Genomic DNA, 13,518 nt, shown 5'->3' on the forward strand with positions numbered 1-13,518 from the left:
AGAGTACCTGACTACGAATCAGGGGGTCGGAGGTTCGAATCCTCCCGGGCGCACCATCTTCTCGAGAACCCCCGCACTCCTGTTACAAAGGGTGCGGGGGTTTTTGTTCATGGGTCATTCGATTGTGGTCGGGCGCAGGTGGCCCCACGACGGATCGTGCCCGGACTCATCGCTATCCAGACCGGCCAGAAAGGATGGCAGGGCGGTTTCCCGTCGCAATGCCATGAAGCGCGTTGCCGCTTCTGCATCTCGGCCCCGCATGATGTTCAGCCACTGCTTCAGCAACGATACGATCACTTTCTCCTGCATTCCCGCCTGCTGCTTGGCCTGTGCATAGCGCGTCAGCATTGCGCTGCGCGCCGACCACGGCGTCGGCGATAGACGTTCGCCGCCGGAATCCTGCCAGTGACGGATGCGCCGAGCCAGCCACGGGTCGGCCAGCATGCCGCGGCCCAGCATGACATCGTGACAGCCCGAGAGCGTGCGCGCTTTCCAGTAATCCTCCAGCGACCAGATATCGCCGTTGGCCACCACCGGCACGCTGACGGCGCTGCGGATACGAGCGATCCATTCCCAGTGGGCGGGCGGGCGGTAGCCCTCGCGCCGCGTTCGGGCATGGACCACCAGTTCCTCGGCACCGCCAGCTTCCGCCGCCTGTGCGCAGGCCAGGGCCAGCTGCTTGTCGTCGAAGCCGAGCCGCAGCTTGGCGTTGACCGAAACCCCGAAGCGCCGTCCCGCATCTGCCACCGCCGTGACCACGGCATGAACACGCTCCGGCGTGCGCAGCAGTGAAGCGCCGCCGTCGTGACGATTGACCGTCTTGGCCGGGCAACCGAAGTTGAGATCGAGACGTGTCGCACCCTGAGCGATCGCCTGCTCGGCATTGGCGGCCAGCGCCTGCGGGTCGGAGCCGAGCAGTTGCAACGTGACCGGCGTGGACGACGGCGTGAGCGGCCCCGAACTGCCTGCCGTCGCCAGCTCCGGACAGTGGCGCAGGAACACTCGCGGTGGCAGCTTGGCGTCGACGACGCGCACGAATTCGGTGACGCACCAGTCAAGCGCGCCATCGTCGCTCAGCAGGGCGCGAGTGTCGGCATCGATGACGCCCTCCATGGGCGCCAGGCCGATACGGCCCCTCTTGATCGAGGGTGCGCGAGAAAAAGGCACGTCGGGAGAGGCGGTGTCAGAAAAGGCGGTGTCAAAATAGGAGAAAGGCTGTGCCATACGACCTCCGGAGAATCGGTCGCCACGCTAGCACACCTCTCGCCGAGGACGAATGAAAAGATGAGCGGCACCGTCGCCGGATTGCCGCTCGTCCTGTGATTCATCAAGTGCTGGCGCGGACGCCAGCCCGTTGCTGAAGCAAGCGCCGGACCGTAAACACCACCGAGAGCACGGCAAGCAGCAGCAGCGCCGCCGAGATCGGGCGAGTGAAGAATAGCGTCCAGTCCTCGTCGGCCATCAGCGCACGGCGCAGGTTGGTTTCGGCGATCGGTCCCAGAATGACCCCGAGTACCAGCGGTGCCAGCGGGTAATCGAGCTTGGCCAACAGGTAGCCCACCAGGCCGACGCCGGTCAGAAGATAGAGATCGGTGACTCGATTGTTGAGTGCCAGCGCGCCGACCGCGCAGCAGACCAGCACCACCGGGACGATGATCGACTTGGGGATTTCGGTGATCCGCAGGAACCAGCGCATGCTGATCAGACAGAAGGCCAGCACCATGCCGGCGGCCACAAACATCGCCAGGAACATGCCGTAGACCAGATCGGCGTTGTCCATGATCAAGCGGGGACCGACGCTGACGCCCTGTACCATCAGCGCGGCCATCAGTACGGCGTCGACCGCGCTGCCGGGGATGCCCAGCGCGATCATCGGGATCAGCCCGCCGCCGGCCGTGGCCGAGTTGCCGGACTCCGACGCGACCACGCCGTCGGCGATACCGGTGCCGAAAAGCTCCGGCGTCTTCGACGCGCGTTTGGCCTGATCGTAGGCGATCAGGTTGGCGATGCTGCCGCCGGCGCCCGGTACCGCGCCGATGACCACGCCCAGCATCGACGAACGCAGCAGATTGCCGGGCCGGCCAAGCACCTCTCGCATTACGGCGAACGGTCGAAAATGCATCTTCCCGCTCACCAGCGCCTGCCCCTGATGGAGTTCCGCAGGATTCTCGACTTCGCTGGCAAGCTGGCTGACCGCGAAGATACCGATCAGCACTACCAGGAATGGAATGCCGGCCGCCAGCACGTCGATACCGAAGGTGAAGCGGGGCACCCCCATCATTGGATCCTGTCCCACCGTCGCGATGAACAGTCCCAGCAGGCTCATCATCAGCCCCTTGAGAATCGACTTGCCGACCAGGCTTGCCACCACGGTGACGGCGAACAGGATGAGCGAGAAGTACTCCCAGGGCCCGAGCTTGACGGCGATCATGGCCAGTGGCGGCGCGGCCACGATCAGCACCACGGCGCTGATCAGCGCACCGAAGAACGAGGCCCAGATCCCCAGTGCCAGCGCTCGGCCCGGCTCGCCCTTGCGGGCCATGGGATAGGCATCGAAAGTGGTCGCTACCGCCGAAGGTGTACCGGGAATGCCCAGCAGCGCTGCGCTGATCAGCCCGCCGGACCCGCCCCCGACATAGACCGCAAGCATGGTCGCCACGCCTTGCAAGGGCGGCATGGTGAAGGTGACCGGCAGTGTCAGCACGATCGCCATGGTGATCGTGAATCCGGGAATGGCGGCGGCCACGACACCAGCCATGACCCCAATCATCATGCTGACGAGTGTCGCCAGCGAAAACAGTTGTTCGACGCTGCTGAGCAGTGCATCGGTCATTGGCATGGGAAATTCTCTCGTCCCGTTGGTCTTGTTTGAGTGGGCTATCAGTCCAGGGCTATCCGTTCAGGGCTATCCGTTCAGGACTATCCGTTCAGGACTATCCGTTCAGGACTATCCGTTCAGGGCTTACGGTCTCCAGCTACCAGAGGTGCCCCCGGGGTAGTGAAATCAGGAACACGTGGCTGAACAGCACGTAGAGTCCTAGGCCGAAGACCGCGGCGATCACGCCAGCAATCAGCAGTCGTCTTCCGCGTCGGGCGCCCAGAATGACTTGCACCGCCAACAGGAACAGCAGTGATGCCAACGCGAAGCCGATCCACGGCATCAGCAGGGCGTAGAGCGAGAATACCGCCAGCGTGGCAAAGGCCATGCGGCGCTGGATGAACCAGTGGGTGGCTCCCACGCCCGCCTCACGATCGGTGCGGCGCAGCGCTGCCACCGACTGCACCATGATCGCCAGATTGAAGGTGATCAACGCGCCCAGAATCAGCCGGGGAAAGGAGCCGGCACCCAGCGGTTCCCACATCGACGAGGGCAGGTCGCCGGCCTGCAGGAACAGACCCACGAACAGCGCCGCCAGGCCGGCATTGAAGATGATGTTGGCGAGCGCCTTGCCGCGCTCGCTGTCAGTCTCCCGCTCGACGCGGGAGACCGTGTTGGTGGCATCGTTCATCGCGCCAGCTTGCCGGAAAGGCGCTTGATGGTTGCATCGACATCAGCAAGGTAGTCGGCGTAAGCCTGCGGCCCCATGAACTCGACTTCGGCGCCAGCCTTGTTGACCCGAGAGATGAACTCCGGATTCTGGGACATGGTTTCGAAACCCTTTGCCAAGGTTTCCACCTTGGCCTGATCGATTCCCTTGGGTGCGACGATGCCGCGGTTGATGCTCAGGTTGAGATTGTCGTAACCGAGCTCCTTGAAGGTAGGTACGTCGGGTGTCTGCTTGAGACGCTCCTTGCTGCCGACGGCGAGAAAGCGCAGGTCGCCGTTCTTGACGAACTCCAGGCTCGAGGAGATATCGCCGATCGAGGCGTCGATGTGACCTCCCACCAGCGAACGAATGCGTGCGCCGGTTCCCTCGAAACCGACGTATCGGAACTGGGCGCCGATAGCGTCTTCGATCATCGCTGCATGGACATGGGGAATGCCGCCGAGGGTGGCGCCGACACGAATCTCGCCAGGATTGGCCTTGGCGTACTCGGCGAACTCCTCGAATGTCTTCCAGTCACTGTCGGCATTGACCACCAGGTATTGCGGTGAGGAGGCCAGCGAGGCGATCGGCTGGAAATCATCCCAGTTGAGCTGGGTCAGGCCGGTGGCGTTGGAGGCCATCAGCCCCTCGTGGATCTGACCCACGGTGTAGCCGTCGGGATCTTTCTGCGCGAGCTCCTTGAGGCCGATGGTCCCGCTGACGCCGGGCATGTTGATCACCGGCATCGGCTGGCCAAGGGTTTCCTGGGCGGCGTTGGAAATGATGCGCATCAGGGCATCGCTGCCACCGCCCGGCGACCACGGCACGATGAATTCGATGGCGTGATCGGGGTAGTCGTCGGCTTGTACCGACTGACTGGTCGCCAGAGCGGCGGCGCCGAGCCCGACGGTCAGTGAAGCGATCGCCGCGCTGGAGGCGAGCGCTCGGCCCAGCTTTCCATGGGCGGCATGGTGGAGTACGTCGTAGAACATGAGTTGTCCTTATTGATTTGTTGGTTTGACGTCGTGTCGTCTTGCTTCGAATCGTTGTCTGTCTTCGAGGTGCTGCTTTTTTGAGGTGCTGCTTTTCTTCGGCTCGGGCGGTTTTCCCACCGCTTATCCGAGCAGAAATCCGCCATAGACCAGGCCAAGAAGCACGGCCCATACCGGATGAAGCTTGAGTCGCCACAGCATGACGCAGGCGATCGCGGCGATGATCGCAGTGTGAATCCAGCCGGCGTCGCCGACCCCTTCGCTCAGAAACGACCAGGTGAGATAGCCCATCAGCACCATGATCACCGGTCTCACCCACTGGCTCATCGACTTGACCTTGATCGAATCCCGGTAGCGATACAGGGTTCCCAGTGCTACCAGCATCAGGATCAGCGAAGGGGCGACGGTGGCAAAGGTTGCCACCAGACCGCCGCCGATCCCGGCCACGTCGTAGCCGATGTAGCCGGCCATCTTGGTGGCGATGGGGCTGGGCAGCGTGTTGCCCAGCGCCAGGGTCTCGGCGAACTGCTGTGAAGTCATCCAGCCATAGCGGCCGACCACTTCGTTCTCGACCAGCGGAATGATCGCAGGGCCGCCGCCGTAGCCGATGATGTTGGGAATGAAAAAGGCGAGGAACAGATCCCAGTAGATCATGACTCGGTCTCCCCGCTACGCTCGCGCCGCCGGTCCGGGCGCAGCAGCGCCGCCACCAGAATTGCCGCGATCACCAGCCCCGGGTGGATATCCAGCCCGTAGATCAGGCCACCGGCGATCGCTCCCATGATCAGGGTCACGATCCAGCCCAGCACGGCGCGTGATTTTTGAAAGAAGTCCCAGGTCAGTTGGGCCATCATCACCATCACCACCGGGACGACGCCCTCGCTCATGCCCTGAATCCAGCGCTGATCGCGGTAGCGGGTGAACAGTCCCAACAGCACGACCATTGCCACGATGCAGGGCACGATCACCGCCAGGACGGCGTTGATGCAGCCCAGCACGCCGCCGACTCGATAACCGATGGTGCCGGCCATCTTGGTCGCGATGGGCCCGGGCAGGGTATTGCCGATGGCCAGCACGTCGCCGAATTCTTCATCGTTCATCCACTGGTAGCGCGTGACCGCCTCGGCACGAACCAGCGGAATCATCGACGGGCCACCGCCGAATCCCAGCAGGCCGATGCGCAGGAACGCCACGAACAGGCGTCGCTGAGTCGTCAAGGATGAGGGCATGGCTCAGAGCACCGCGATGCTGGAGTCGGTACGCGGCTCGGTGCCGCCGCAGTAGATCCCGCTTTCAGGATCGCGCAGAATGATCTGGCCGCGGCCGTAGGCGGTGCTGTCGACGGCCATCGTCATCTGATGACCGCGTACCGCCATCTCGCGAATCACATGCATCGGATAGCCCGGCTCGATACCGATCTGGCGTCCGCCCATCCACTGCCAGCGCGGTGCGTCCAGCGCTGCCTGCGGGTTGAGGCCGAAGTCGACCAGATTCATCACCACCTGCATGTGACCCTGCGGTTGCATGAAACCGCCCATCACGCCAAACGGGCCGAGCGCGGTGTCGCCGCGGGTCAGGAAGCCGGGAATGATGGTGTGAAAGGTGCGTTTGCCGGGCGCCAGCACGTTGACGTGACCGGCATCGAGGCTGAAACCGTGACCGCGATTCTGCAGCGAGATGCCGGTATCCGGCACTACCACGCCGGAACCGAAACCGTGATAGTTGCTCTGGATATAGGAGACCATGTTGCCGTCGCTGTCGGCGGTAGCCAGATAGACGGTGCCGCCGGCTTGCGGCTGGCCGGGCTCGGGATCGATGGCGCGCTCGCCGATCAGACGGCGACGGACGTCGGCGTACTCGTCGCTCAGGAGCGAGGCGACGCTGGTGCGCATGTGCTCGGCCTGAGTGATGTGATGATGGCCATCGGTGTAGGCGAGTTTCATCGCCTCCAGCTGACGATGCAGCAGTTGCGGATCGTCGCGCACGGTGACATCGAATCCTTCCATCATGCGCAGCGCCATCAATGCCACCATGCCTTGTCCGTTGGGCGGAATTTCCCAGACGTCATAGCCGCGGTAGTTGACCGAGATCGGATCGACCCACTCGGGCCGATAGTTCGCCAGGTCCTCGGCTCGCAGGTAGCCGCCCGTCGCTCGCGAAAAGGCGTCGATCTTTTGCGCCAGCTCGCCACGATAGAAGCTCTCGCAGCGGCTCTCGGCCAGCGCCTCGAGGGTTCTGGCCTGGGCCTCGTTGCGGTGGAGTTCAACGGGCTGGGGCGCGTGACCATTCGGCGTGAAGGCCTCCAGCCACGTCGCGATGGCGGGATCATCCGCCTTGGCACGAAATTCGACCTCGGCGCGCTGCCATAGCAGGCTGATCACCGGAGAGACAGGGAAGCCTTCCCGGGCGATGCGGATCGCCGGCGCCAGCAGGGTGGCGAAGTCCAGCTTGCCATACTGCCTGGAGAGCTCGGCCCAGGCGGCGGGAATGCCGGGGACGGTGACCGGCGTCCAGCCGTGCAGGGGCATCTCATCGTGACCGGCGGCCTTGACCGCCTCGGGCGTCAGCCGCGCCGGCGCATGGCCACTGGCGTTGAGGCCATGGAGCTTGCCGCCACCGTCGTGGCCCTCGGCCAGCCACACCAGCGCAAAGGCATCGCCGCCGATGCCGTTGCCGCTAGGCTCGACCACGGTCAACACCGCTGCCGTCGCGATGGCGGCATCGATCGCGTTGCCGCCCTGGGCCAGCATATCGCGTCCGGCCTGGCTGGCCTGTGGCTGTGACGCCGCAACCATGCCCCGGCTGGCATAGGTGGCACTACGGCGAGACGGAAAGGGGTTGTTGTGATCGAAAGCGAGTGACATGGCATTTCTCGATTTATTGTGAGCCGATTGACCGTGAGACGGTTCGCTGAAGCCGGCCGCCCCGAGATCGAAAGGTCTTACGGTAAACTGATGCAAATCGTTTATGATATAAAAAATCGATTTTTACTATGGCGTCGTACTCTCGTGCAGGTCAAGTCCCTTGTCGGCATCATGGGCGACGTCGACAAATCAGTGAGTTCTCGTCATCGAAAGAAGGTCAGTCTCTATGGGAGCCGAAGTGCCCACCGGCAGCCTGTCGGCCAGCCAGCTGTACGCAGCACTGAAACGCGATCTGATCGGCGGTCGTTTTGCCACCGGACAGAAGCTCGCCATTACCGCACTCAAGCAGCATTATCGTGTCGGGCTGAGCCCGTTGCGCGAAGCGCTGAATCGACTGGCGGCCTATGGCCTGCTGGAGCAGGAGAGCCAGCGGGGCTTTCGGGTTCCCGCGCTGAAACGTACCGAGCTGGACGACATCGCCGATTTAAGGCAGCGCTTCGAGGGGCAGGCGCTGGAGCAGGCGCTCGAAGCCGGTGGCGACGAATGGGAGGCCGGCCTGCTGGCGGCGTTCCACCGGCTCAAGCGGGCGGATGAAGTCTCCGGGCAGCTCGATCACTGGGAACAGATGCACCTGCAGTTCCATCGTCATCTGCTGGAGCCCTGCGGCTCACCCTGGCTGCTGCGCTTCATCGAACAGCTTCATGATCAGTTCGACCGCTACCGCCGCATGGCGCCGGCCAACGACGCGGTACGGACGATGCTCAATGATCAGCATGGCCAACTGGTCGACCTGGCGATGGCACGCGATATCGCCGCCGCCAGAGGTTTGCTCGAAGAGCACATACGGCTCTCCTACGAAGTGGCTCAGGGCGCCTGCCAGGAGAATCGGAGGAGCGGAGGTAGCAACGAGGGGGAGAGCGAGAGAGAAGGCGGAAGCGTGCCGGGAGCGTAACGACGCCGCGGTTCGATCACACGGCGCGAGCGAGCCCGATCAAAGGCGTACCAGTGCGCCTTTGAGGCGTTGCTCGAGCGACGTCAGCGAGACGCTGTCATCGGCGGGCCATTCCAGTGCCAGGCGCGCGCCGTGGCTATCGTAATCGGCGCTGGCGACGGGGATGTCGTGCTCCGCCAGCCAGCGACGGGTTTCCGCCTCATGGCTGAAATCGACCTGGATAGCCACCGCGCGACGCTCGGTGAACGCGCGCCGGGGTAGCGTTTCGAGCGCCTTGAGCACGGCCTGGGTGTAGGCGCGAACCAGGCCGCCGGTACCCAGCTTGGTGCCGCCGAAATGGCGTGTCACGACAGCGCCGACCTGTCCCATGCCGCTGCCTTCCAGGGCCTGGAACATGGGTCGTCCGGCGGTGCCGCCCGGTTCGCCATCATCCGAGAATCCGATCGCGACCTGCTCGCCGGGCGCGCCGGCGATGAAGGCAGAGCAGTGATGGCTGGCATCGGGATAGGTGGCCCGCGCCTCGTTCAGAAGCGTGTCGAAGGCAGCGCTGTCTGGCGCATGACAGAGCCAGCAGATGAAGCGGCTCTTCTCGATCTCGATGGCATGAACATGACGCTCGGAGGGGGCAAGATCGGGGATCGGATAGCGCATGGAATCTCTTGGTCGATTCGAGCAGGCAAAGCCTGCTCGGGCCGCTGCCAGTCCGGCCCGATGGCTCAGGCCGCCTGAGGCGAGTTGCTGCGCATCACGCCCATGACCAGACCGAGCACCTGAACGTCCTCGTTCTTCAAGTAGATCGGCGGCATGCTGTCGTTGGCGGGCTGCAGGCGGACGCCGGATTTCTCGATGAACAGCTTTTTCAGCGTCACTTCGTGATTGTTGATCAGGACTACCGCGGTCTCGCCGTTTTCCGCCGACTCGTAGCGTTCGATGATGATGACATCGCCATCGAAGATGTTGCTGTCGATCATCGAATCGCCGCGGACGCGCAGCGCATAGGTGTTGCGGCGGACCAGCTTCGCCGGGACGTGCACGGTAGCATTGTCGAGGCAGGCTTCCATCGGCAGGCCGGCAGCGACCTGGCCCAGCAGCGGGATCTCGACCATATCGGTGGCGTCGATGGGTTCCCAGTTGCCGTCGATCAGCGGCAGATTCGGCTGGCGCTGGAGATAGCTCGGTGCGGCGTTTGTCATCGTCTTCTCCCGAGGTGGTATCGCCATCATAGCAAGGCAAGCGGCTGCGGCAAGTTGATAGCGCCACTTCCCTTGGCAACTTCACGTTCTTTCTTCACATTCTCGATGTCTGCCGCCGGCCATGCCCAAGTCGGCTCGATGGCTGGCGCGACCGATTCGGCGACATTGACGCTGGATATCGACCACGCGGTGCCTTAGGCTCTGCCGAAACCTGCAGCGGGCCGCCAAGACGGGCATTTCGCCGCTGTGACATCGGGTCCGGGAGCTCCATTTACTGCATGCGCCTCAAGTCCATCAAGCTGGCCGGCTTCAAGTCGTTCGTCGATCCGGTCACGGTACCGTTCGACGGCAACATGACCGCCATCGTCGGACCCAACGGTTGCGGCAAGTCCAACGTCATCGACGCCGTGCGCTGGGTGATGGGCGAATCCTCCGCCAAGACACTGCGCGGCGAGTCGATGACCGATGTCATCTTCAACGGCTCCACCGGTCGATCCCCCATCGGCCTGGCCTCCGTCGAACTGATTTTCGACAATCGCGACGGTGATCTCGGCGGCGCCTACGCCGGTTATAACGAGATCGCAGTGAAGCGCCAGGTCACCCGCGAAGCGCAGTCCACCTACTTCCTCAACGGCCAGAAATGTCGCCGCCGCGATATCGCCGACATTTTCCTGGGCACCGGCCTGGGGCCACGCTCTTACGCGATCATCGGCCAGGGCATGATTTCCCGGCTCGTCGAGGCGCGTCCGGAAGAGCTTCGCAATACGCTGGAAGAGGCGGCGGGAATCTCCAAGTACAAGGAGCGCCGCCGGGAGACCGAGAACCGGCTGCGGCGTACCCAGGAGAACCTCGAGCGTCTCGACGATATTCGCGAGGAACTCGACAAGCAGCTCGAACGCCTCAAGCGCCAGGCCGAAGCGGCCAAACGCTATCGCACGCTGAAACAGGAGGAGCATCGCCTGCGGGGCGAGCTGGCGGTCCTGCGCGAGCGGGCGCTGCGCAGCCAGCAGCGCGACGAGGAAGCCCGCGTGCTCGACTGCGAGATCCAGGTCGAACGCGAGATTCTTGGGCAGCGACAGTGTGAAACGCGCCTGGAGGAAGGTCGGGAGATGCGCGATGCCGTGGCCGCGGAGCTGGAAACGCATCAGGCCGCGTTCTACCAGACCGGTGCCGATATCGCCCGGCTGGAGCAATCGCTCGAACATGCCCGCCAGCGCGCGCAGCAGTTGGCCGGTGATCTCGACGGTGCCCAGCGCGAGCGGGATTCGCTGGCACAGCTGGTCGAGCAGGACGCCGCGCGTCGTGCGCAACTGGAGGCCCGACTCGAGACGCTGCTGCCCGATGCCGAGATTGCAGATGAGGCATTGCTGACATTGGAGGCTCAGCTCGAGGAGGCCGAGGCGGCAGCCCATGAGCGCCAGCAGCAGTGGGAGGCGTTCAACGAACGGGACCGGGACGCACGCCACCGCGCCGAACGCGAACAGGAGACGATCCAGCGCCTCGAACGCCAGCTCGAGGAGTGGGCCCGCGAGCTCGAGCGCCGTCGGCAGCAGCGGGCGGAGCTGCCCGACGTCGGTGACCTCGACGTGGAAAGGGAGGCGCTGCAGGAAGCCTTGGCGGTATTGGACGAGCGACAGCAGACGCTGGAGATTCGCCGCGAGGAGCGTCATCAGTCGCGTCAGCGTGCCCGGGAGGGGCAGGCCGACGTTCAGGCATCCCGGGATAGCGAACGCGAGCGTCAGCATCGTTGCCAGGGAGAGATTGCCTCGCTCGAGGCCCTGATCGAGGCGGCGCTGAGCGATGACGACGCCAGTCTGGCCGAGCATCTCGATGATCACCCGCTGGCTGACGCGCCGCGGGTTGCCGAGGGTCTCGCCGTAGCGGAGGGCTGGGAGCGTACCGTTGCCTGGGTGCTCTCGCCCTGGCTCAAGGCGCGTCTGGCGGACCCTGAAGCTGCCCGTGCGCCGCTGGAATCGCTGACTCGCGGCGAGCTGCCGGTGGTGTCGGGTCAGGCAGCAGGCGCCGCACCGGCGCAGTCGTTGGGCGCGAAAGTCGACGGTGCCGGCGCGCTGACGCTGTTGCTGTCGACGATCCACTGCGTCGACGATTCGGCAACGGCCTGGCAGAGGGCCGCCGAGCTTTCCGAAGGCCACAGCGTGATCACCAAGGATGGCCTGTGGCTGGGCCACGGTTGGGCCAGGCGTCTGGGGCGGGACGACGCCAACGCGGATAGTGTCTTGCTGCAGCGTCAGCGTCGCGACGTGCTGCTCGAGGAACTGGCGACACTCGACGCCTCGCTGGCCGAGCGCGAAGCGCAGATCGCCCGCTGGCAGACCGAGACCCACGCCAACGAGGCGGCGCTGGAAACTCTGCGGCAGGAGGAGCGTGAGCTCGCCGAACAGCGCCAGGTGCAAGCGACCCGACTCGCTACCCTGGAAAGTCGGGTGGAGCATGTGGCCTCGCGACTGCGGGAGTTCGACACCGAGCAGGCGCAGGGCCAGGAGCGGCAGGCTTCCCAGGCGTTGGAGCTCGAAAGTGCCAGGGAGCGCTGGCAGCAGGCGCTCGATCAGATCGAGGCCAACAGCGCCGAGCGCGACTCGCGACAAGCGTCCCGCGAGCAGAGTCAGGCACGGTTGACCGGACTGCGCCAGCAGCAGCAGCAGGCGCGCCAGACCCAGCAGCAGCTGGCGCTCGAACGTCAGCGTCTGGAGGCCCAGCGCGGCGAGCTTCAGCAGCAGGCCGAGCGCAGCCGGGAACAGCTCTCTCGGCTCGAGGAGCGTTGCGAGCTGCTGCGAGAGCAACGCGAGACACTCCACGAGCCCGACGACGATCAACGCGAGCGCCTGGCACAGCTGCTCGAAACGCGATCGCAGCAGGAAACCGCGCTCAATCGCTGTCGGGATCGCGCCAATCAGATTGGCGAAACGCTGCGTCAGACCGAGATCGATCGCCAGCAGCATGAACGCCAGCTGGAAGGGCTTCGTCAGCGGCTGCAGGAAGCCAGAATGCAGGTGCAGGCGTTGACGCTCAAGGCCGATGCTCAGCAGGAGGCGCTGGCGGAGCAGCAGCAGGACGCCCGCGAGCTACAGCAACATCTCGATCCCGATGCCACCGAATCCGCCTGGCAGACCCGCCTGGAAGAGACCGGCGAGCGCATCCGGCGGCTCGGTGCCATCAACCTGGCGGCGATTGAGGAGTACGAGCAGCAGGCCGAACGACGCGACTATCTTGAAGCCCAGCATGCCGAGCTCAGCGAGGCGATCGACACGCTGGAACGGGCAATCAAGCGCATCGATCAAGAGACACGATCCCGTTTCAAGCAGACTTTCGAACAAGTGAACCAGGGCCTGATGGCACTTTTTCCACGAGTCTTCGGCGGTGGGGCCGCGTGGTTGAGGCTCACGGGGGAGGATTTGCTGGAGACGGGCGTGGCAATCATGGCCCGCCCCCCTGGCAAGAAAAACAGCACCATTCATTTGCTGTCAGGGGGTGAAAAAGCGCTGACGGCACTGTCTTTGGTGTTTGCTATCTTCCAGCTCAATCCGGCCCCTTTTTGCATGCTCGATGAAGTCGATGCGCCACTCGACGACGCGAATGTCGGACGCTATGCGAAGCTGGTCAAGGAAATGTCCGAGAGCGTCCAGTTCATCTTCATCACCCATAACAAAATTGCGATGGAAGCTGCCGAACGATTGATGGGCGTGACCATGCAGGAGCCGGGCGTATCCCGTCTGGTATCCGTCGGTGTGGAGGAAGCGGCATCGATGGCAGAGGCGTCCTGATGTTGTCGAAAATAGCCAAACTGGCTATGGACGTAATAGGATGTCGCACATGGGATGGAATTGAAGGGTGATTGCTGATGGGCAAAACTTCACTTGACAAAGAAAAAAAGTAGCCCATTTTTGACAAATCACGCTATGCTAAGGCCAACATGCCGTGAGCATGTTGTCCTCTTCCAGCATAGTGGCACCGCGAACAGGCAAGACGACC

11 protein-coding genes are annotated in these 13,518 nt (G+C 63.8%); 2 read left to right on the forward strand and 9 right to left on the reverse strand.

Annotation, left to right across the window (positions count from 1 at the left end):
• Positions 1-114 precede the first annotated feature (114 nt).
• From BTW07_RS07140 to BTW07_RS07170, 7 genes are all read right to left on the reverse strand, one after another.
• Complete coding sequence (locus tag BTW07_RS07140; RefSeq protein ID WP_075569723.1) at positions 115-1,113, reverse strand: tRNA dihydrouridine synthase; 999 nt, start codon at positions 1,111-1,113, stop codon at positions 115-117.
• A 214-nt stretch (positions 1,114-1,327) separates the two neighbouring features.
• On the reverse strand, positions 1,328-2,839 hold the full coding sequence (locus BTW07_RS07145; RefSeq protein WP_244158323.1) for a tripartite tricarboxylate transporter permease: 1,512 nt from the start codon (positions 2,837-2,839) through the stop codon (positions 1,328-1,330).
• Positions 2,840-2,975: 136 nt separating this feature from the next.
• Entirely contained in the window at positions 2,976-3,509 is a 534-nt protein-coding gene (locus BTW07_RS07150) for a tripartite tricarboxylate transporter TctB family protein (protein WP_075569491.1), read from the reverse strand.
• Positions 3,506-4,519 carry a Bug family tripartite tricarboxylate transporter substrate binding protein gene (locus tag BTW07_RS07155; RefSeq protein ID WP_110661325.1) on the reverse strand — a complete coding sequence of 338 codons (1,014 nt, stop codon included), beginning with the start codon at positions 4,517-4,519 and terminating at the stop codon, positions 3,506-3,508. Before BTW07_RS07155 ends, BTW07_RS07150 begins: the two co-directional genes overlap by 4 nt.
• A 123-nt stretch (positions 4,520-4,642) precedes the next feature.
• Positions 4,643-5,173 (reverse strand): chromate transporter, encoded by a 531-nt coding sequence (locus BTW07_RS07160; RefSeq protein ID WP_075569492.1) that lies wholly within the window; start codon positions 5,171-5,173, stop codon positions 4,643-4,645.
• On the reverse strand, positions 5,170-5,748 hold the full coding sequence (locus BTW07_RS07165) for a chromate transporter (RefSeq protein WP_075569493.1): 579 nt from the start codon (positions 5,746-5,748) through the stop codon (positions 5,170-5,172). The genes BTW07_RS07160 and BTW07_RS07165 overlap by 4 nt, the downstream gene beginning before the upstream one ends.
• Before the next feature lie 3 nt (positions 5,749-5,751).
• Positions 5,752-7,383, reverse strand: coding sequence for a gamma-glutamyltransferase family protein (locus BTW07_RS07170; RefSeq protein WP_075569494.1), 1,632 nt, complete (start codon positions 7,381-7,383; stop codon positions 5,752-5,754).
• Positions 7,384-7,609: 226 nt separating this feature from the next.
• Between BTW07_RS07170 and BTW07_RS07175 the strand changes: the two genes are divergently transcribed.
• Positions 7,610-8,335, forward strand: coding sequence for a GntR family transcriptional regulator (locus BTW07_RS07175; protein ID WP_075569495.1), 726 nt, complete (start codon positions 7,610-7,612; stop codon positions 8,333-8,335).
• Between the two features lie 39 nt (positions 8,336-8,374).
• Here BTW07_RS07175 and BTW07_RS07180 read toward each other — a convergent pair whose 3' ends face one another.
• Both BTW07_RS07180 and BTW07_RS07185 read right to left on the reverse strand, forming a co-directional pair.
• Positions 8,375-8,986, reverse strand: a complete 612-nt coding sequence (locus BTW07_RS07180; protein WP_075569496.1) for an IMPACT family protein — start codon at positions 8,984-8,986, stop codon at positions 8,375-8,377.
• 65 nt (positions 8,987-9,051) lie between these two features.
• On the reverse strand, positions 9,052-9,528 hold the full coding sequence (locus BTW07_RS07185) for a LexA family protein (RefSeq protein ID WP_075569497.1): 477 nt from the start codon (positions 9,526-9,528) through the stop codon (positions 9,052-9,054).
• Between the two features lie 278 nt (positions 9,529-9,806).
• Between BTW07_RS07185 and smc the strand changes: the two genes are divergently transcribed.
• Positions 9,807-13,310, forward strand: coding sequence for a chromosome segregation protein SMC (smc, locus tag BTW07_RS07190; protein ID WP_075569498.1), 3,504 nt, complete (start codon positions 9,807-9,809; stop codon positions 13,308-13,310).
• The last annotated feature ends 208 nt before the right edge of the window (positions 13,311-13,518 follow it).

The organism is Salinicola socius, from assembly GCF_001937195.1.
GTDB lineage: Bacteria > Pseudomonadota > Gammaproteobacteria > Pseudomonadales > Halomonadaceae > Salinicola > Salinicola socius.